The sequence below is a fragment of the Nonomuraea sp. NPDC004186 genome (genome assembly GCF_053603495.1).
Map to the genome: position 1 here is coordinate 1 of NZ_JBSGFQ010000181.1, position 18,516 is coordinate 18,516.

Annotated in this window: 18 protein-coding genes and 1 pseudogene; 7 read left to right on the plus strand and 12 right to left on the minus strand. The window is 66.9% G+C overall.

What is annotated here, in order from left to right; translation table 11 throughout:
- The first annotated feature begins 31 nt into the window (after positions 1-31).
- The gene (locus ACWEPL_RS60980; protein ID WP_452442138.1) at positions 32-1,348 is read left to right on the plus strand and encodes a nicotinate phosphoribosyltransferase; all 1,317 of its coding nucleotides are present in this window, start codon (positions 32-34) and stop codon (positions 1,346-1,348) included.
- Between the two features lie 185 nt (positions 1,349-1,533).
- Here the strand turns inward: ACWEPL_RS60980 and ACWEPL_RS60985 are convergent, their stop codons facing one another.
- A complete protein-coding gene (locus ACWEPL_RS60985; protein WP_397374394.1) occupies positions 1,534-1,959 on the minus strand; it encodes an Hsp20/alpha crystallin family protein in 426 nt (141 codons plus the stop codon).
- 144 nt (positions 1,960-2,103) lie between these two features.
- On the opposite strand from ACWEPL_RS60985, the gene acsA reads away from it, so the two are divergent.
- Positions 2,104-3,882, plus strand: a complete 1,779-nt coding sequence (acsA, locus tag ACWEPL_RS60990) for an acetate--CoA ligase (protein ID WP_452442139.1) — start codon at positions 2,104-2,106, stop codon at positions 3,880-3,882.
- Between the two features lie 8 nt (positions 3,883-3,890).
- Here the strand turns inward: acsA and ACWEPL_RS60995 are convergent, their stop codons facing one another.
- The 4 genes from ACWEPL_RS60995 to pdhA are packed head-to-tail and all read right to left on the minus strand — an operon-like array spanning position 3,891 to position 7,478.
- Positions 3,891-4,142 (minus strand): acyl carrier protein, encoded by a 252-nt coding sequence (locus ACWEPL_RS60995; RefSeq protein ID WP_452442140.1) that lies wholly within the window; start codon positions 4,140-4,142, stop codon positions 3,891-3,893.
- On the minus strand, positions 4,139-5,491 hold the full coding sequence (locus tag ACWEPL_RS61000) for a dihydrolipoamide acetyltransferase family protein (protein WP_452442141.1): 1,353 nt from the start codon (positions 5,489-5,491) through the stop codon (positions 4,139-4,141). The genes ACWEPL_RS60995 and ACWEPL_RS61000 overlap by 4 nt, the downstream gene beginning before the upstream one ends.
- Positions 5,488-6,465 carry an alpha-ketoacid dehydrogenase subunit beta gene (locus ACWEPL_RS61005; RefSeq protein WP_452442142.1) on the minus strand — a complete coding sequence of 326 codons (978 nt, stop codon included), beginning with the start codon at positions 6,463-6,465 and terminating at the stop codon, positions 5,488-5,490. Before ACWEPL_RS61005 ends, ACWEPL_RS61000 begins: the two co-directional genes overlap by 4 nt.
- Entirely contained in the window at positions 6,462-7,478 is a 1,017-nt protein-coding gene (gene pdhA / locus ACWEPL_RS61010) for a pyruvate dehydrogenase (acetyl-transferring) E1 component subunit alpha (protein ID WP_452442143.1), read from the minus strand. Before pdhA ends, ACWEPL_RS61005 begins: the two co-directional genes overlap by 4 nt.
- A 229-nt stretch (positions 7,479-7,707) precedes the next feature.
- On the opposite strand from pdhA, the gene fbp reads away from it, so the two are divergent.
- Positions 7,708-8,835, plus strand: coding sequence for a fructose-1,6-bisphosphate aldolase/phosphatase (gene fbp / locus ACWEPL_RS61015; RefSeq protein ID WP_452442144.1), 1,128 nt, complete (start codon positions 7,708-7,710; stop codon positions 8,833-8,835).
- On the opposite strand, the gene ACWEPL_RS61020 is transcribed toward fbp, so the two are convergent.
- Positions 8,820-9,671 (minus strand): universal stress protein, encoded by an 852-nt coding sequence (locus ACWEPL_RS61020; protein WP_452442145.1) that lies wholly within the window; start codon positions 9,669-9,671, stop codon positions 8,820-8,822. The genes fbp and ACWEPL_RS61020 overlap by 16 nt on opposite strands.
- 213 nt (positions 9,672-9,884) lie before the next feature.
- Between ACWEPL_RS61020 and ACWEPL_RS61025 the strand changes: the two genes are divergently transcribed.
- Entirely contained in the window at positions 9,885-10,499 is a 615-nt protein-coding gene (locus tag ACWEPL_RS61025) for an Rv1733c family protein (protein ID WP_452442146.1), read from the plus strand.
- 39 nt (positions 10,500-10,538) lie between these two features.
- Here ACWEPL_RS61025 and ACWEPL_RS61030 read toward each other — a convergent pair whose 3' ends face one another.
- On the minus strand, positions 10,539-11,363 hold the full coding sequence (locus tag ACWEPL_RS61030; protein WP_452442147.1) for a universal stress protein: 825 nt from the start codon (positions 11,361-11,363) through the stop codon (positions 10,539-10,541).
- 717 nt (positions 11,364-12,080) lie between these two features.
- On the opposite strand from ACWEPL_RS61030, the pseudogene ACWEPL_RS61035 reads away from it, so the two are divergent.
- Positions 12,081-12,239: pseudogene (locus tag ACWEPL_RS61035) on the plus strand (transposase); the annotation flags it as partial.
- 90 nt (positions 12,240-12,329) lie between these two features.
- Here ACWEPL_RS61035 and ACWEPL_RS61040 read toward each other — a convergent pair.
- The gene (locus ACWEPL_RS61040) at positions 12,330-13,214 is read right to left on the minus strand and encodes a CDP-diacylglycerol diphosphatase (RefSeq protein ID WP_452442148.1); all 885 of its coding nucleotides are present in this window, start codon (positions 13,212-13,214) and stop codon (positions 12,330-12,332) included.
- Between the two features lie 665 nt (positions 13,215-13,879).
- Here ACWEPL_RS61040 and ACWEPL_RS61045 point away from each other — a divergent pair.
- The gene (locus ACWEPL_RS61045) at positions 13,880-14,299 is read left to right on the plus strand and encodes a group I truncated hemoglobin (RefSeq protein WP_452442149.1); all 420 of its coding nucleotides are present in this window, start codon (positions 13,880-13,882) and stop codon (positions 14,297-14,299) included.
- A gap of 19 nt (positions 14,300-14,318) precedes the next feature.
- Positions 14,319-15,182 carry an MOSC domain-containing protein gene (locus ACWEPL_RS61050; RefSeq protein ID WP_452442150.1) on the plus strand — a complete coding sequence of 288 codons (864 nt, stop codon included), beginning with the start codon at positions 14,319-14,321 and terminating at the stop codon, positions 15,180-15,182.
- 649 nt (positions 15,183-15,831) lie between these two features.
- On the opposite strand, the gene ACWEPL_RS61055 is transcribed toward ACWEPL_RS61050, so the two are convergent.
- From ACWEPL_RS61055 to ACWEPL_RS61070, 4 genes are all read right to left on the minus strand, one after another.
- Complete coding sequence (locus ACWEPL_RS61055; protein WP_452442151.1) at positions 15,832-16,695, minus strand: universal stress protein; 864 nt, start codon at positions 16,693-16,695, stop codon at positions 15,832-15,834.
- Positions 16,696-16,699: 4 nt separating this feature from the next.
- Complete coding sequence (locus ACWEPL_RS61060) at positions 16,700-17,143, minus strand: DUF2267 domain-containing protein (protein ID WP_452442152.1); 444 nt, start codon at positions 17,141-17,143, stop codon at positions 16,700-16,702.
- 37 nt (positions 17,144-17,180) lie between these two features.
- Positions 17,181-18,134 carry a ribose-phosphate diphosphokinase gene (locus ACWEPL_RS61065; RefSeq protein WP_452442153.1) on the minus strand — a complete coding sequence of 318 codons (954 nt, stop codon included), beginning with the start codon at positions 18,132-18,134 and terminating at the stop codon, positions 17,181-17,183.
- Positions 18,135-18,159: 25 nt separating this feature from the next.
- The coding region (locus ACWEPL_RS61070) for a CBS domain-containing protein (protein WP_452442154.1) at positions 18,160-18,516 on the minus strand (357 nt) is incomplete at its 5' end.

Here is an 18,516-nt window from a genome sequence, read left to right on the forward strand (position 1 = left end):
TCACACCGGCTGCCGGACAGATACTTGCGCTATGAGCGGTGCGCTGCTGACGGATCTGTACGAGCTCAAGATGGCCGCAAGCTACTTGCGCCATGACATGACCGGCCAGGCCACCTTCAGCCTCTTCGCACGCAAGTTGCCGCCAAGCCGCGGGTTCCTGGTCACTGCGGGGCTGGCCGCGTGCCTCGACTTCTTGGAGTCGTTCTCCTTCGACCAGGACGATCTTTCCTACCTTGCCGATGTCGAGAAGCTTCCGCCGGAGACCGTGGAGTCGTTCAGGAAATTGCACTTCACCGGGGACGTGTGGGCGATACCAGAGGGTCAGGTGGTGTATGCGGGGGAGCCGTTGCTGGAGGTGACAGCGCCGATCGCCGAAGCGCAACTGGTCGAGACAGTCCTGCTCAACCACATGACCTTCCAGACCAGTGTGGCCACCAAGGCGGCGCGCTGCGTCCTCGCCGCAGACGGCGCCGAGCTGATCGATTTCGCCTTCCGCCGCACGCAGGGAATCGATGCCGCGATGGCCGTGGCCCGTACGACCGCCATCGCAGGCTTCTCGGCCACCAGCAATGTCGAGGCGGCGCGTAGATACGGCCTGCGGGCCGTGGGCACCATGGCGCACTCGTACATCGAGGCGTTCGGCGACGAACGGACCGCCTTCGAGACCTTCGCCCTCGATCACGGTGGCAGAACCACCTTCCTCGTCGACACTTACGACACTGTGGCGGGAGTACGAGCTGTCATCGACGTGGTCAGACGGCTACGTCTGCCGGGCACGGTCGGCGTCCGGCTCGACTCGGGCGACCTGGCCCAGCTTGCCCGGAAGGCCCGGCAGCTGCTCGACGGGAGCGGTCTGCAAGAAGCCCGCATCCTGGCCAGCGGCGGCCTTGACGAATACGCCATTGCCGACCTCGTCGCCCAGAACGCCCCCATCGACGCCTACGCCGTGGGCACCAAAGTGGGCGTATCCGCTGATGCTCCATATCTCGATAGCGCCTACAAACTGGTCGAGTACGACGATTGCCCGGTGATGAAGCTGTCGCCTGGCAAGATCACTGCTCCAGGCAAGAAGCAGGTTTTTCGCGGTCTATACGCCGATGTCGTGGGACTGCGCTCCGAGAAGGCACCTCCGGGCCATGTGCCGCTGCTCGTTGCCGTGATGCGTGAAGGGCATCGGCTCACGCCTGCCGAGCCGCTGGCCGAAGTGTCGAAGCGGTGCGCCGCTGCTCTGGCCCGGCTTCCCGAAGCCGCCCGCGCACTGCATGAGCCCGTACCGCCCCCGGTGCGTCAGAGCCCCTCCCTTACCCGGCTGTGCACTCAGGTGCGAGCAGCACTCGCCGCGGCGTAGAGCACAGCAGAGCCGGCTTTCCGAGCTCGTGAAGTGCCTGGCGCCCAGTAGGGCGAGCCTCGCCGCATCGGCATCACCGCCGTCCTACGTCATGACGATGTTCTGTCTCGGGCACGATCAAGACCGATGGGTCGCGCGGTTACACGGCGACGCCATCGGCCTGGTCGTTCGTCGTCCTGGGCTGATCACTCCTTCGGCTGGGTGGCTCCCTCGATGGGGATGTGCCGTCCTTCTGGCCTCTTTTCGGCCAGCCCCACGCTCACTTCGAGGATCCCCTGGTCGTAGACGGCCTTGACGTCGTTCTCGTCTGCTCCCTGAGGCAGCGAGATGGAGCGGGTGAAGGCCCCGTACCGGAATTCGGTGCGGTACTGCTCCCGGTGCTCCTCGCGCCGCTCCGCGTGGATGGTGAGGACCCCATTGGTCAAGTCGATCTCGACATCCTTCTCGGGATCGATCCCTGGCAGTTCGACGCGGAGAACGTACCTGCCATCCCTGACGTAGTCCTCGAACCGCATGGACTGCCATGTGCGCGACCGCATAGCGGCCAGCGGCTCTTCGAACCAGTCGAACAGATCGGGTAGGAAGCGCTCCCTACGCATCAGCGTGTCCATGGATACCTCCATGTCCTTTCGGGTGCTATATGGGTATTAATCCCATTTGTAGAGGCTTCGGTGCAGGGGCGGAAGTCCTGGGTGCCGGGGTCTTTCGGCCCGCCGTGTCGCCGGTGCGGTCCAGCCGATGGGAGGGGATTCGTGATGACGTGGGATCTCATCCACAAAGCTGGCCGCCAGACTGCCGCGCCCAACCTGGCCGACTATGGGAAGGAATGCAGCACGTTTTCCTGGGAGACGGCTCAGCGGGCCTTCCTCTGCGGGCTGCCCGGTGGCCGGGGGCTGAACATCGCGTACGAGGCCGTCGACCGCCACCTGGATGGGCCTCGGCGCGACCACGTGGCGCTGCGGTGTGTGAGCAAAGATGATCAGGTCGTCGATCTGACCTACTGGGATCTTCATGTCGCGACGAACCGCTTCGCCAACGTGCTGCGCGGCCTGGGCGTCGGCAAGGGTGAGAGAGTGTTCACCCTCCTCGGCAGGACGCCCGAGCTCTACGTGACGGTGCTGGGGACGCTCAAGAACGTCGGCGTGCTCTCCCCGCTGTTCTCCGCGTTCGGCCCCGAACCGATTCGCGAGCGGCTGCGTCTCGGGGACGGGCGTGTGCTGGTCACCACCCCTGAGCTGTACGCGCGGAAGATCGCGGCCGTTCGAGAGTCACTGCCGGGCCTGAAACACGTGCTGGTGACCGGTGGCGGGCCCGCGCCTGAAGGCACCTTGCTCCTGAACGACCTGATGGCGGGCGCCGGCGAGGATTTCGAGATACCGCCCACCGACCCGGAGGACATGGCGCTGCTCCACTTCACCAGCGGCACCACAGGCAAGCCCAAAGGCGCGGTGCACGTGCACCAGGCCGTGCTCGCCCACCACGTGACCGCGGTCTACGCCCTCGACCTGCGACCGTCGGACGTCTTCTGGTGCACCGCCGATCCCGGCTGGGTCACCGGTATGTCTTATGGCGTGATTGCGCCCCTCAGCCTCGGGCTCACCCTCGTCGTGGACGCGGGGGAATTCGACGCCCGCCGCTGGTATCGTGTGCTACGGGACCAGCGGGTGACCGTCTGCTACACCGCCCCGACCGCTCTGCGCATGCTCATGCGCAGCGGCGATGCCCTGCCCCGTGAGTACGATCTGTCCCGGCTGCGGTTCATCGCCAGCGTCGGTGAACCGCTCAACCCCGAAGTGACGGTCTGGGGTCTGCGGACGCTCGGCCTGCCGGTCCATGACAACTGGTGGCAGACGGAGACCGGCGCCATCATGATCAGCAACTATGCCTCGATGGACATCAAGCCGGGCTCCATGGGGCGTCCCCTGCCCGGGATCGAGGCGGCGCTGCTGGAGCGAGGTGAGGACGGTCGCGCCCGCGTCGTCGACGGTCAGGTACGGGTGATCGAGGATCCCGATGTCGACGGGGAGCTCGCGCTGCGACCTGGCTGGCCCTCGATGTTCCGCGGTTACCTGGGCGAGCCCGAGCGGTACGCCAAGGCGTTCGCTGGAGGCTGGTATCTGTCTGGCGACATCGCCCGCAGAGATCAGGACGGGTATTTCTGGTTCGTGGCGCGCGCCGACGACGTGATCAAGTCGGCAGGTCACCTCATCGGGCCGTTCGAGGTGGAATCGGTGCTGATGGAGCATCCTGCCGTCGCCGAGGCCGGAGTGATAGGCAGGCCCGACCCGGTGGCGGGCGAACTGGTGAAGGCGTTCGTCACGCTGAACTCCGGCTACGAGCCCGCCGAGGCGCTCCGGCGCGAACTGGTCGCCTTCGGCCGCCGCAGGCTGGGCGCGGTCGCACCGAAGGAGATCGCCTTCGACCAGAACCTGCCGCACACCCGCAGCGGCAAGGTCATGCGCCGTCTCCTGAAAGCCCGTGAGCTCGGCCTTCCCGAGGGCGACATCTCGACGCTGGAACACCCCGCCCAATGAACGCCGCGTCATCCAGGTCCGGTACGGGCAGCCAGGAACTCAGCCCCTCCCGCCACGCTGGTGAGCGCGCGGTAATCGTCCTCTTCGATGCGGTAGCCGCTGGCATTGCTCAGCGCTTCGACGAAGCTGAGGAAATCCAGCGAGTCCAGTTCGAGGGCGTCGCGGAAGTCGGCCTCCGGCGGCAGTGCCATAAGGTCCGATTCCGGCGCCACCTGGGCCAGCGCGCGCTCGATGAGCTCACGCGCCTCCTGCGGCGTCATAGCACCTCCGGATGGTTGAGCAGCCGGTCGACGGCGGCGAGGAATCGGCCGCCGGTGAAGCCGTCAGTGGCACGATGATCAGCCGCGAGCGTGACGGTGGCCACCGGCCGGACCCCGAGCAGCCCGTCGACCGCCCAGGGACGGTCGAGAATCTTGCCGAAGCCGACAAGAGCCACCTGCGGGGGATAGATGACACCGTGGACGGCCTCCACGCCCTGATCACCGAGGTTGGTGACGGTGATGGTGGCCTCGGTCATCTCCGAACCGCGCAGCCGGCCGGCGCGCGACCGCGTCACCAGGTCCTTCAACGCGGCCATGAGGTCGCCGAGATCCCGGCCGGTGACATCGTGCAGGGCGGGCGCGATCAGGCCGCCGCCCTTGAGCGAGATCGCCACCCCCAGGTTCACCGACTTTCCGGGTACGAAGGCGTCGTCGATCCAGAAGCCGTTGAGCTGCGGGATCTCCTCGGCAGCGCGCGCGGCGGCCTTGAGGAGCAGAACTGCGGGCAGCAGCCGCTGGGACACCGGCAAGTCGCGGTTACGTTGGCGTAGCCACTCCAACGCGGCGCTCATGTCCACGGTCGTGCTCAGGTAGTAATGCGGAATCTCTCGTTTCGACCTGGTCATCGCACGTGCGATCGCCTGGCGCATGGCGCCCCGGCGGCCTTCCATCCCGGGCCCTCCGACGGTCTCGACCGGTGCCTTCTGAGGTACGCCGGTTCGTGCCGCCGCCTCGCGGACGTCATCGGCGCGGATCGCGCCCGAGCGGCCCGTGCCCTGGACGGAGTCGAGGTCGACGCCGAGCTCCAGGGCGATCCTGCGAGCGAGTGGCGAGGCCTTCACCCGGGGCTCGGCGCGTTCGACGTCCGCCCGGGTCACTCGCCCGCCCGGGCCGGTGCCGTGCACGGCCGCCAGGTCGAGACCCCTTTTCTCGGCGAGGTGGCGCACGATCGGGGACGTGACGGGCGGCGTGGGTTGCGGGACCGGTTCCGGAACCCTGGCCGTAGGCTCCGGACGCGGCCGCTTCTTCCCGGCTCGTGCCGGCGGCCGTTTCCGGACGACCGATGGCGGCTCGGCGGCGACACGAGGCTCGGCCGGGGCCGCGGCACCGGCGATGAGGGCGAGGGGCGTACCGACCGGGACCCGCTCGCCGACGTCCACCAGCAAGCTGTCCACCACACCCGTATGGAATGACTCGACCTCGATCAGGGCTTTGTCGGTGTCGATGACCGCGATGACGTCGCCCTTGCGGACCGGGTCTCCGGGATGGACCAGCCATTCGGCGACGCTGCCCGACTCCATGTCGGCGCCGAGCGAGGGCATCCGGAACTCCGCCGGTTCGCCCGTCATGCGGCGACCACCTCTTGCGCCGCCGCGACGATCGCAGGCACCTGGGGAATGGCGGCCTCTTCAAGATGGTGGGCGTAGGGGATGGGGATCTCGGCGGTGCACACCCGTGCGATCGGCGCGTCGAGCTGGTAGAAGGCCTGCTCGACGATGCGGGCGCTGATCTCCGCCGACAGACTGCCCGAGCGCCAGCCCTCGTCCACGATGACGACGCGGTGCGTCCGGCTGACCGACTCCATGAGCGTGGCATCGTCGAGGGGACGCAGGGTGCGCAGGTCGATCACGTCTGCCTCTATGCCTTCGGCGGCCAGGGCATCGGCCGCCGACAGCGTCTTTCCCGCGGTGCCGCCGTAGCCGATCAGCGTGACGTGTTCGCCGGACCGTCGCAGCGCCGCGTGGGAGATGTCCACCGGCCCGGGGCGCGGCACCCCCGACAGGTTGTACAGCGAGCCGTGCTCGAAGATCAGAACAGGATCGGGGTCCTCCAGCGCCGGCCAGAGCATGCCGCGGGCATCCTCCAAGGTCGCGGGGGCGAGGATCTTCAGGCCAGGGATGTGGGCATACCAGCCCTCCAGGCTGTGCGAATGCTGCGCGGCCAGTTGCCTTCCGGCTCCGGTGGTCATCCGGATCACCAACGGGACGTTGAGCTGCCCCCCGGACATGTGCAGGAGCGTCGCGGCGTTGTTGAGGATCTGGTCAAGCGCCAGCAGCGAGAAGTTGACCGTCATCACCTCCACGATCGGCCGCATCCCGCCCAGCGCCGCCCCGATCCCGGCGCCGACGAAGGCAGCCTCGGACAGCGGAGTGTCCCGGATTCGTTCGGGACCGAACTCCTCCAGCAGGCCCAGGCTCACGGCGAAGCAACCGCCGTAGGCTCCGACGTCCTCGCCCATGAGGAAGACGCGCTCATCGCGGCGCATCGCCTCGCGGATCGCCTCTCTCATGGCCTCGCGGTAGGTCGTCGTGCCTTCGGTCAAGACGCCACCTCCGCGCGCCTTGTGCCGCTCGACGGCGGGATCTCGCTGTAGACGAACTTGGTGAGGTCCTCCTCGGGCTCGACCGGCGCCTGCTCGGCGAAGGCGACGGCCTGATCGATTTCTTCAGCCACCTCTTTCTCGAGCAGGGCGAGATCGTCGCCGGTGAGCTCCTGCGCCGCCGTCATCCGTGCGATGAGCGCTTCGATCGGATCACGCTTCTTCCACTCCTCGACCTCGGCCTTGTCTCGGTAGCGCTCCGGGTCGTACATCGAGTGCGCACGGAAGCGATAGGTGCACAGCTCCAGGAAGTGCGGACCCGCACCTGCCCGGATCGACTCCGCGGCCCTGGCCGCAGCCTCGGCGACCGCCGGTGCGTCCATGCCGTCCACCGGCCAGGCCACGACGCCGTAGCCCGCGGCGCGCAGCGCCAGGTCGGTCTGGGCGTGCGTTTTCGCCAGTGCGGTACCCATCGCGTACAGATTGTTCTCGCAGGCGAACAACACCGGCAGCCCCCAGAGCGCGGCCAGGTTGAGGCACTCGTGGAACTCGCCTTCGGCCATCGCCCCGTCGCCGAAGAAGCATGTGGTCACACGGTCGCGCCCGTGGAATTTGTCGGCCAGGGCGAGCCCGACCGCGAGGGGAAGACCGCCGCCGACGATCGCGTTCCCGCCGTAGAAGCCGTGGGCGGTGTCGAAGAGGTGCATGGAGCCGCCTCGCCCCCGGCTGCATCCGGTGGCCTTGCCGTACATCTCGGCCATGATCGCTGTGGCCGGCACCCCGCGGGCAAGCGCGTGCCCGTGCTCCCGGTACGTCGACACGACCACGTCGTCCGGGGCCAGGGCCTGGCAGACCCCGGCGGCCACGGCCTCCTCGCCGATGTACAGGTGCATGAACCCGCGGATCTTCTCGCTGCTGTAAAGCTCGACGCAGCGTTCCTCGAACCGGCGGATGCGCAGCATCTGGCGCAGCAGCTCGCTGTGCTGATTGGTCCCAGTTCTGCCCTTGCGTCCCATGAGTCTTCCCTCGCCTCTCATGAGCTAGACCGCTCAGGTGATACGGCCTGCTCAGAACGGCGTCATGAGTGCTTCACAAACCCCAGTTCCCCGTATGGCGGTAACCATCCCCACGTCGCCCGCATATGACCCGATACGAAAGTCCCGCACGGCGAGGGACCAAATCCTCTAACCGGACAAATTGCCACAAGCAAAGACTGAGAGAAGGAATCATCAGGAGGCGATCAAGGTGGTCACTCTCAGCATCATCAAGGCCGATACCGGAGGGTTCGTCGGTCACTCGGCCGTGCATCCGGACATGATGGCCGAGGCTCGTCGTGAAATGACCCGAGCCATCGAGTCAGGGCTGCTCATCGACGGCCACGTGGCCAGTTGCGGCGACGACGTCTCGCTCATCATGACCCACACCTACGGTCCCGACGCGGATCTCATCCACTCCTTCGCCTGGGACACCTTCCAGGCCACGACGCACATCGCCAAGGAACTCGGCCTCTACGGCGCCGGCCAGGACCTGCTGTCGGACGCCTTCTCCGGCAACCTGCGCGGCATGGGGCCCGGCTACGCCGAGCTCGAGTTCGAGGAACGCCCTTCGGAGCCGGTGATCTGCTTCCTGGCCGACAAGACCGAGCCCGGAGCGTGGAACCTGCCGCTGTACAAGATCTTCGCCGACCCGTTCAACACCGTTGGGCTGGTCATCGACCAGAAGATGCACGCCGGTTTCACCTTCGAGGTCTACGACCTGTACGAGGAGAAGCGGATCATCTTCGACTGCCCCGCCGAACTGTACGAGATGCTCATGTACATCGGCGCCCCGGCGCGCTATGTGATCCACACCGTCCGTTCCAAGACGCTCGGCGAGACCGCGGCCGCTACCAGCACCCAGCGGTTGTCGCTCATCGCGGGCAAGTATGTCGGCAAGGACGATCCCGTGATGATCGTTCGCTGCCAGTCAGGGCTGCCTGCCGTGGGTGAAGTGCTGGAGCCGTTCACGTTCGCCTACGGGGTCGCCGGCTGCATGCGCGGCTCGCACCACGCACCGCTCATGCCCGTGCCCAGCAATGACGCGCATCCGTCGCGTTTCGACGGTCCACCGCGCGTGGTGGCGTTGGGCTTCCAGCTCCACGACAGCAAGCTGATCGGCCCACGTGAGCTGTTCGCCGACCCGGCCTTCGACCGGGCGCGCGAGCAGGCGAACGAAGAGATGGACTACTTCCGCCGCCACGGTCCGTTCGAGCCGCACCGGCTGCCGCTGGACGACCTGGAGTACACCACGATGACGGTCCTCAGGGAGAGGCTCGCGGGCCGCTGGACTCCCATGACGACCGAGTTGGCCACAGCAGGTCAGCGGCGAGGTTGATCGTCACTACGGCGGCGGACCACGGCGACCGGGCAGTGAGCGTGGTGCAGCACGCCGTGGCTGACGGAGCCGAGCACCGCTATCCCATGCCCGCGATTGCCCACCACGAGCAGGTCCGCGTCTTTGGACGCCTCAGTGAGCGCCGCGACCGGATGCACGGAGGTGATGTCCGCGATCGCGTCGACCTCAGGGTGTTTGGCCCGCCAAGGGGTGAGCCGATCGTGGACGAAGTCGTACTGGGCTCGTTGTAGCCGGTCCAGGTCGAGCGTGACCGCGTGAATGGGGACGGCGTAGGCGTAGAGGACGTGCAGCGGCACTCCGCGCAGGGACGCTTCGGCGAAGGCGTGGGCCAGGGCGGGCTCGGAGGAGGCGGTCTCGTCCAGGCCGACCAGGAGCCGCCCATGGTCAGCCTCTACCGGGCGTACGACGACGACCGTGCCGTGGGCGTGGCCTGCCACGCGCAGGCTCACCGAGCCGAGCAACGCGCTCGCGAATCTGCCCCGGCCGCGCGAGCCGACCACCAGTTCGGCGGCCGGCTCCGCCTGCGCCCGCAGCTCGGCCACCGGCGATCCGATCTCCACCTTGGTGGCGACCTCGATGCCGGGCCAGCGGGTCATGACAGCCTGGGCCTTCTTCTTCAACATCGCCTCGGCGGCCTCCCTGAGGTCCTCCAGCAGGCCAGGGATCGAGTAACGCGGAAGTTCGTAGGAGCCGTGTTCGATCACATGTACGAGCTCAAGCCGGAGTCTTTTGCGCGCGGCGTCGACAGCAGCCCAAGCGATGGCGGCATCGGCGCCCGGCGAGTCGTCAGTCCCCACGACGATGACGTCGTTCATGGTTGCGCCTTTCGCTAGCCGTTGAGGACGTCGTACGGGCACTCTGCCCGAAGCATGGCAAAACCACGGCAAAGATCCTCAAGGCTGGCCGTTGATCCGGAGTCGGATCTCCCCTGTGAACAGAAGGTCCAAGGCCCTGCTGAGGCAGGGTCGTATGCCCCTGTCGTGAACCTTTGCCGCCGCCGCAGGCTGAAAGATGGGGGGAGGTATGTGATGAGGCTCGCGAGTCAGTGGGTGATGCTTCGCATGCGCCGGTACTGGCTGGGGCGCAATCCGCTGCGTCGTCGCTCCGATCGGCTGGAAGCGGCAGGTGTGTTCGTCACGTTGGTTCTGCTGCTGTTGAGCGTCTGGCCGGCCGTCGTCGTGGGGCGCCTGATCTATGAGAGGGGCCTGCAGGCCGAGCGAGCCGGCCAGGGCATCCGCCAGTCAGTGGCGGCGATCCTGGTGCGGGACGCGTCGTACACCCTTCCTACCGGAGGTGGCGAGGATGGCGTGGAGCCGGGATCACACGCTCCCGCGCGGTGGATGGCTCCGTCCGGTCACTGGAAGATGGGCGAGGTGGCCGTGCCCGCGGGCACCAGAGCGGGTACGTCCGTAAAGGTGTGGATCGACGGTCACGGCGAGTTGACCACGCCTCCGACGAGCCACGCGGAAACACTGATGGGCGCCATGGTCGCGGCCTTCCTGGTCGTCGTGGGATCAGCGGCTACCCTGTCGTTGGCCTTCCGGGTCTTCAGAGGGTTGCTCGACAGAGGGCGGTACGCGGCGTGGGACGCCTCCTGGGCGGAGGCGTGCGCGCGGTGGCGCCGTCACAAACCTGACGGGTAGCCCGTTACATCTCACACGGCGTACAGCGAGAGTCGAAGATCAGGTTTTGTCCGCCACGGCGATCACGACCAGCGGGCCCTTGGCGTACTGGACGAGGGCATGGCTGACCGATCCGAAGAACGCGCTGACAGGGCCGTGCCCACGTGAGCCCACCACCAGCAGACCGGCCTCCGCGGACGCCCTCAGCAGGACGTCGACGGGATGCCCGCGGACCAGCCGTGGCACCAGCTTGACCGTCGGACCGCGATCGCGGAAATCCGCGATCGCCGCCTCCAGGAGTTGCCGATGAGCGTCCGATTCTCCAACGAGGCCCGTAGCCTGCCTACCGCTTACTGGGTTCCAGGCATGGACCGCGTACAGTTCGGCGCCGCGTAGAGAGGCTTCTGCGTAGGCGAACTCCATCGCGGTCTCGGAGCGGGATGAGCCGTCCACGCCGACGACCACCTCGTTGCGCGGATGTTCGGGGAGAGATCGCGCCACGACCACTGGGCAGGTGGCCTGGCCAGGGGTGCCGAGTGCCACCGAACCGGCCAACTGCTGCCAGAATCCGCCCGTTCCGTGGCTTCCCACGACCAGGAGTTCCGCGCCCTTGGAGGCTTTGATCAGCCCGAGCCGGGGATCGCCGGTCAGGATCTGTGTTTGCGCTTCGCCCGTCCGTACATGCTGCCGGGCGTCCTCCAGCACGAACAGGGCGTGCTTGCGGGCGCATCGCCGAACCTCCTCGGAGGGGGCACCGAGGGGCAGATCCAAGGCCGGTATGACATATACGAGATGTACCGTGACACCTCGCATGGCGGCCTCGTGCGCAGCCCAGTCCACCGCCACGAGGCTCGCCTGCGAGCCGTCCACACCCACCACGATCACGATGTCCTCCCAGGCATCCTCTCCATCTCCCTGCCCCGTATCGCCGGTGTGTCGTCCTATGTCCTTCCCGTTCTGGTTGCCCAGAGGATGGGACGAAAGGCCCATCCGCCGGGGACGGACGGCTCTGCTGTCACGGCCCGGAGTAGGGGGAGCCTATGAATGAGCGCACCTGCCGATGCGGAGACGGAAGGGCCGTCCATGTGCGGACGGCGATCCCGCTCGAGATCGGAGAGGGCGACGTGGAAGTCCTCTCCGGAAAGCCCGGATCGCTAGCCCTGACGCTCAGATCGGCGGGTGCCTTACCGTCCCTGAGGCATTCCGGCCGGCCCTGGGCTTGGGCCGCGCGAGTCGCACGGCGCCAGGGCCATTGGTCCTCAAAGAGAAGGACTTCCGTCCCTAGCGGGACGAACCGGACGGCGGGAGGTTGGTTGCAGGCCTGTGAGACGAGCGAGGGAGTCCGACCTGAGAGCCTCGATGGAGGATCAAAGGAAGAGCTGAGAGGCCGAAAAGTCGAAAGACCGACCGGCGACCCCTAGCCACCTGATCCGGACCATACCGGCGAAGGGAGAGCGCCTCACAGGTCTTTGTCATGCGCTGCGTGCTTCGGATACCGCTGGGCATTGGTAGAGCCGATGATCAGGTTGTTTCCCGGCTCGAGGCCCAACGTGGCTCGCCGACAGACGCCTGCTGGCCTGGGCTCGCGACGTGCTATGCCTGACCATCAGCATCGTCAAGCGCTCCGACTGCCTGCGCGGCTTCGCCGTCCTGCCTCGCAGGTGGGTGGCAGAACGAACATTCGCCTGGCTGGCCCGCTACCGCCGACTCGTCCGGACCTACGAACGCAAGCCCGAACACCACGAAGCCATGATCTGGTGAGCTACCGTGCTCCACGCGCGAGAACCTTGCCCGCTCACGACATGAGATCGCGGCGTAGCCGACCCCGTCCGAATGTCACGAGGGCATCCCTCAGGAAGTCAGGTGAAGCAGCGGGTCGCAGGTGTTGGTCCCCGTGAGATTGCGCATGCTCGGATCCCTCAGCTGGAGCTCGCTGTTCACGATGAAATAGTCGCCGGCATTGCGAGGTATCACGATCAGCGTCTGGAACCGCATCTGCTCCTGGGCGTCAATGATCGTCGCGCCCTGGCCCAGGGCGTGCACGAGCATGGTCCGGAGCATGTCGAAGAGATTGTCGTGGCTGAATCCCGGCCAGATGAGCACGCGGTAGGTGTGCGGTATGGTCGCGCCCTGCTCGTTTACACCCCGGACCGACACCCGCGAGTCCGCCCACTCGGTCAAGTTTTTGCCGGCGCGCGCCTGGTTGGCCTCGAGATCCCCTTTGGAGATCCCTCGCGCCTCGCCCATGTGAATGTGTAGCTGGTCGAACATCCGGGCTCGCTGCGAGTTGATCCCTAGCCCGACAGGTGCCGTCACCACGGTCGGCGGCCTGGTGGAGAAGTAGTTCGCGGCGTCCCAGTAGTTCGGCGCCTGGCTCTCGCAGATCCAGGGGCACTCGATCCCGTTGACGCGTTGGGTGGGCACCAAGATGAAGTTCTCGAAACCCTGCCCGGTGCCGGGCATCACAACGTAGTCGGTGCCGTTCTGCAGGCAGCTGTTGGTGCTGTGGCACTGCAGCATGTCGCGCCAGAGGGGGTCGTTGCTCGTCGGGCTGCCGCACACGGCCGGGTCGGGCCCGCCGGGGAGAGTCGGCGGCTCCGGCACCGGCGGCGGCTTGGCCGCGGCCGGGTCGGGCCTGCCGAGGACGACGCTCGCGCCAGCCAGGCCGGAAAAGTGCACGAAACGGCGTCGTGACAACCCGCTCTCGGCGTTGTCTGTCAGCTCGTTCTCAGGCATGGATACCCCCAATAATGTCCGCACGAATCTGTCACGCGGGAATTGCGGTGCGGGCTCGCGGACGCGGTCAAAGGCGCTCACGGGTCGAGAGCCGAACAGTGCTTTTCGCTGCGCGCCTGTCCCGTCGACGGGAAAGCGTGCGTGCGAACCAGGATGCTCCCCTTTTCGATCAGTCGACGAAACCTCCCGGCGCGAGGCTTTAGTTTTCGGAAGCAAAGAACGACACGCTGCCCTCTGCGCCATTGGAAGCCCTGGATGTTCCGCCCTTGCGGCTTGCCCGGTGCCGGTCGTCAAAAGGCCAACAATTTGTCCCTCCAACGCCGCTTCTCGTCGGGAGGGGCAGGGCGCCCGACGTTCACGTCGGCGCTGTCGCGACGGCGGCCCGGGGCGGCGGCAATGAGCGGCCGACTCGGCTGGAGGCGGCGCCTCGACGTGCTGCCAAGGGCGGCGTCCTGGGAGCGGTTAAGTCACCCCGATGGCGTAGGGGCCGTGAGTGGATCTTATGTGTAGGTCTCCTTGTGGCCATGTGTTCTCCCGACACGCCATGGTGCCGGTCAACTGTTGCCGTGGCCGGTTGACTCGGCCGAAACCGGACATCAAGACTAAAAGTCCGGTCGTCCAGCCCAGAGCGGACGAATCTTCATCGCGAACGCAGGGAGGGGCCCATGCAGTCTGCCCAGGGTCCGTCGCTGTACGACCGGCTCGGAGGCGTCTACAACATCGCCACGGTCATCGACAACTTGATCGACCGGGTCATGAGCGATCCGCGGCTGAACAAGAATCCCGCCGTGGACGAGGCGCACCATCGAGTCTCCCCGGCGGGCTTCAAGTTTCTCGTCACGGAGATGATCTGTGCGGCAGCGGGCGGCCCGCAACAGTACTCGGGACGGGCCATGGGGGATTCCCATCGCCATCTGGCCATCACTGAGGACGAGTGGGAGTCCTTCATGGATGACCTGCGCCAGTCGTTGGCGAAGTATCAGGTGCCCTCCGCGGAGGAGAGCGAGATCGTCGCCATCGTTGAGAGCACCAAGGACGCCATAGTCATGATGCCTGCGCCTGGCGCGGGCTCGCCCAATCCGTAGAGACATGCAGGAGCCGGTCATGTCGCAGCCAGCGCAAGAGGTCATCGGTGAGGTCGTCTCCCTCTGGCGCTATCCCGTCAAGTCGATGCTGGGAGAAGAGCTCAACGCCGCCGAGGTCGGTGAACGCGGCCTACGGGGAGATCGCGCGTACGCCCTGCTGGACACCTCTGACGGGAAGGTGGCCAGCGCGAAGAACCCTGTCAAGTGGCCGCAGCTGTTCCAGTACCGTGCCGCGTTCGTCGAGCCTCCCCGCAGCGGCGCGAAGATGCCCGCCGTACGCGTCACCCTGCCGGACGGCACCGTTCTCGCCAGTGACGAAGCGGGCATCCATGAGGCCCTTTCACGTGCCCTCGGACGCGAGGTGACGCTCGAGGCGGCAGCCGAGGCCCCAGGGGCGGGTCGGGCGCGGCAGGCCGAGGAGTACTGGCCGAGCATCGAAGGCCTCGACTTCCAGGACACTGTCACCGACTTCGAGCTGCCGGAAGGCACGTTCTTCGACTGCGCCGTGGTTCACGTGCTGACCACCGCGACCCTCAACCGGCTGCGTGAGCTCTATCCTCAGGGCCGATTCGAGGTCCGGCGGTTCCGGCCTAATGTGGTCGTGGAGATGTCCAGCCCGGTGAAGGATTTCGTGGAGGATGCCTGGATCGGACAGACGCTGCGCCTCGGGGACGAGGTGCGCCTGGCCGTGACCGGCCCCTGTCCCAGATGCGTGATGATCACGCTGGCCCAGGACGATCTGCCCAAGGACTCCGGCATCCTGCGCACGGCCGCCCAGACCCACGAGGTCAACGTCGGCGTGTACGCCTCTGTCCTGAGGGGCGGACAGGTCCGGCGCGGTGATGCCATCAGGCTGGAGCCCGTGACAGGCTCGATCAGCTGATGCAGAGTTCGTTGCCCTCGGGGTCGGCGATGGCGTACCACCGGCTCGGCCCCTGCCGTCCTCTCGTGCAGGATGGTGACGCCGTTGCCGACCAGCCGCTCGACCTCGGCGTCGCTGTTGCTCCACCGGTGACTGCTGCGAGGAGTACCTGTCACGAGGCACCATCTAGAGCGCCTGTCGGGGTGTTCCGCGCGCGCACGCCCTACGTGAGGATCTCCAAGAACGTCGTCTCCCTCACCAGGCTGCCCAAGATGACCACCCAGAGGCGCAAGCACACGGGTTAGCGCGTCGACGAAGGTCAGGCCTTCTTTGAGCGACTTCGCAGTGTAGACGAGCCGCTGTACGCGGTCTTCGTCTTGTCCTCATGTTGGTCCTGGGCCTGCGCCGCGGGGAGGTCCTTGGGTTGACCTGGAACAACATCGATCTCGACAACCAAGAGCTGTGGATTTCTCAACAACTCCACCGTGTCCACAGCAAGCTGCTCCACCGCGACTGGAGTACTTCCGTCTGCTTGCTACTCCCACTCTTCCCTGGTGCCCGTCCGTGGTGGGAGGGTGTCTACAAGATCGGGAGTACTCCAGGGCTCCTGGTCGCCGAGCAAAGCAATCGAGCAAAGCAATGACATCTTCTGGGTCGTTCCCGAAGGTATTCAGTCGGCTCGGACACGTGGCCGTACGACGGCGACCGGGCAGGAGGCGTAGTGCAGGACACCGTGGCTGACCGAGCCGAGCATGGTTGAGCGGATCACCCCCCGGCCCCGCGAACCTACGATGACCAGGTCGGCACGAGCGGAAGTCTCGCACAGCGCCGCGATGGGATTCCCGCGGAAGACCGACTCGGTCACCTCTACGCGGGGATACCGCTTCGCCCATGGCGACAGAACGTCATGAACATGCTTTTGCCGCGCTTGGGCGATGAATTCGAGATCGGGCGGGAAGCTCGCGGTCACCCTGCTCGACGGCAGATCCCAAGCGTGTACGACCCATAGCCGGGCCCCGCGGGCCTGCGCCTCCTCGAAGGCGTAATCGATGGCCGGGTGCACGGCGTCCTCGGGGTCCAGGCCGGCCACGATCTCGCCCTGCACCACGCTGGGTGTGCCGCGGACCACGACTACTGCCCCGGGCGCGTGCCCGGCAAGGCCCAGCCCCACCGAGCCCATCAGGAGCCCGGCGAATCCGCCCAGGCCGCGACTGCCCACCACGATGGCCGCGCCCTCGTCGGCCTGCGCGCGCAACAAGTCGGTGGTGTCCCCGTAGAGCAGTTCGGTGCTCACGTGGAGGTGGTCGTGGGACTCGGCCGCCAGAGCGGCGGCCTCTGCCAGCAGCCGTTCGCCGTCCTTGCGTACCGGGTCGTCGGGTGAGCGCTCGTATGCCTGCCCGCCGTAGACCAGCGGCTCCTCGACATGGATGATCCGCAGGTCGCAGCCGCGTCGAGCGGCGTCGTCGGCCGCCCACAGCACCGCGGCCAGCGCTCCCCGGGAACCGTCCACCCCTACGATGATCGGCTCGGACATGCGATCAACCTCCTCCGGCCGTCCCGGTGGGTTGCAACACGGTACGTACGTCCCGAGGGAGCCGGTCGAGCACATGCGTAACCGACGCCTCCGAGAGCTCCCCGCACAGGAATTCCGTGACAGTGGCAGCGAACTGGGGCACATCCCTGAGCGCGACGCGGGCTGAGCGTGCGAAGTACTCGATGAACTGCTCCCGGCTCCGGCGGATCGGTACGCGACTGGGATCCCAGCCGGCGTAGTACACCCCACGGAGCAGATCGGGCAGTTGCGCGGCCAAGTGGGCCGCGCTGTCCACGGTCAAACCGTCCCTGACCGCGTGCAGCCAGGCCTTCAACACCCGCTGGGCGAAGTCCCGGTCCGCGGTGCCGATCGCGTCAGCCAGGTTCGCCAGCCATCGGTTGGTGGTCTGGACGGTGTGCTCGATGCTCTGTACTAGTGAGTGCGGCATTGTTCCCTCCCTGTGCAGGCCCGCCACCATAGAACCGTCAGCTCCGGGCAAGTAGGTCGTCCAGCGGCTCATCGCGATGGAGGCGTCCGATGGCATCGGCCAGTAGCGGGGCCACCGAGCACACCCCAAGCCGCATCGGCGGCGTAGGCGGCCGGGCAACGGTGTCGGTGACCAGCACCCGATGGATCCCGGCATGATTGAGACGCTCCGCCGCTGCCTCCACGAACAAGCCGTGAGTCGCCGCCACGACGATCTCCGGCGCCGCGCCGTGGGCGGAGACCACCTCCGCCGCGGCCGCGATCGTGGCACCCGTACTGATCATGTCGTCGACGATGACCACCGGACGATCGCGGACGTCTCCCACCAGTTCCTCGGCGGCCACCCTCCTCCCGCTGAGCCGGGTCTTGCGCACCGCCGCCACGGGATGCGACAGCAACGCGCCGTAATGCTCGGCCAGCTTGACCGCGCCCAGGTCGGGCGCGACCACCACGGCCCCATCCCGCAACTCCTGTTCACCGAGTGATCCCGTACCAAGTTCCTGGGCGAGCAACGGCACGGCGGTCAGCATCTCCACTTCGACGGCGCAGATGGCCTCCAACGCGACCGTGTGCGGATCGACCACGATCAGGCGCCATGTCCCGACCGAAGCAAGCGCCTCGGCGACAACGCGAACCCCGATGGCCTGTCCGGCCCGGCCACGACGGTCCTGACGGGCATACCCGAAGTACGGCACGACCGCGGTGATCCGTGCCGCACCTGCTCGCCGGCAGGCATCGACCAGCAATAGCAACTCCATCACGTGGTCGTTGACCGGCGGGCCCGTGGGCTGGACCAGGTAAACGTCCGCGCCCCGCAGTCCATCCACGGCGGGCCGCAGCTCACCGTCCGGGAACCGCTCCACCGTCACCGGAGCCGGCTCGTTGCCCTGGGCCTCGGCGACGGAATCGGCCAGTGCACGGTTGGCCGTTCCCGCCACGATCTGCAGACTCATCGCTGACCACCATCAGGCCGGCGTGTCAGTCGAGTGCGTAAACGCGATGAACGAACTCGGCAAGCTTGTTGTCGGGCAGTTCTTTCGCGAGATCGGCCTCGCTGATGATGCCGGCAAGGCGGTGACTTTCGATCACGGGCAGGCGCTTGACGTGGTTCTGCTCCATCTTGAACAGCGCCTCCTCGATGCTGGCATCGGCGTCCACCCATACCAGCCCACGAGCCAGCTCCCCGGCGGTGGTCTGGTCGATGTCCCCGCCGTGGGCGCAGCACTGGACCACGATGTCCCGGTCAGTGACGATGCCCTTGAGCCGGTCGTCGTCCCCGCAGATGGGCAGCGCGCCGACGCCGAGATCGCACATCATCTGCGAGGCGACGCGCAA

Bases quoted from the DNA above. Each gene is read 5' to 3' on its own strand.
- ACWEPL_RS61065 (WP_452442153.1), bottom strand. From the start codon at position 18,134: ATGAGTCTGCAGATCGTGGCGGGAACGGCCAACCGTGCACTGGCCGAT.
- ACWEPL_RS60995 (WP_452442140.1), bottom strand. From the start codon at position 4,142: ATGACGCCGCAGGAGGCGCGTGAGCTCATCGAGCGCGCGCTGGCCCAG.
- ACWEPL_RS61055 (WP_452442151.1), bottom strand. From the start codon at position 16,695: ATGTCCGAGCCGATCATCGTAGGGGTGGACGGTTCCCGGGGAGCGCTG.
- pdhA (WP_452442143.1), bottom strand. From the start codon at position 7,478: ATGGGACGCAAGGGCAGAACTGGGACCAATCAGCACAGCGAGCTGCTG.
- ACWEPL_RS61000 (WP_452442141.1), bottom strand. From the start codon at position 5,491: ATGACGGGCGAACCGGCGGAGTTCCGGATGCCCTCGCTCGGCGCCGAC.
- ACWEPL_RS61025 (WP_452442146.1), top strand. From the start codon at position 9,885: ATGAGGCTCGCGAGTCAGTGGGTGATGCTTCGCATGCGCCGGTACTGG.
- ACWEPL_RS61020 (WP_452442145.1), bottom strand. From the start codon at position 9,671: ATGAACGACGTCATCGTCGTGGGGACTGACGACTCGCCGGGCGCCGAT.
- acsA (WP_452442139.1), top strand. From the start codon at position 2,104: ATGACGTGGGATCTCATCCACAAAGCTGGCCGCCAGACTGCCGCGCCC.
- ACWEPL_RS61050 (WP_452442150.1), top strand. From the start codon at position 14,319: ATGTCGCAGCCAGCGCAAGAGGTCATCGGTGAGGTCGTCTCCCTCTGG.
- ACWEPL_RS61040 (WP_452442148.1), bottom strand. From the start codon at position 13,214: ATGCCTGAGAACGAGCTGACAGACAACGCCGAGAGCGGGTTGTCACGA.
- ACWEPL_RS60985 (WP_397374394.1), bottom strand. From the start codon at position 1,959: ATGGACACGCTGATGCGTAGGGAGCGCTTCCTACCCGATCTGTTCGAC.
- ACWEPL_RS60980 (WP_452442138.1), top strand. From the start codon at position 32: ATGAGCGGTGCGCTGCTGACGGATCTGTACGAGCTCAAGATGGCCGCA.
- ACWEPL_RS61045 (WP_452442149.1), top strand. From the start codon at position 13,880: ATGCAGTCTGCCCAGGGTCCGTCGCTGTACGACCGGCTCGGAGGCGTC.
- ACWEPL_RS61060 (WP_452442152.1), bottom strand. From the start codon at position 17,143: ATGCCGCACTCACTAGTACAGAGCATCGAGCACACCGTCCAGACCACC.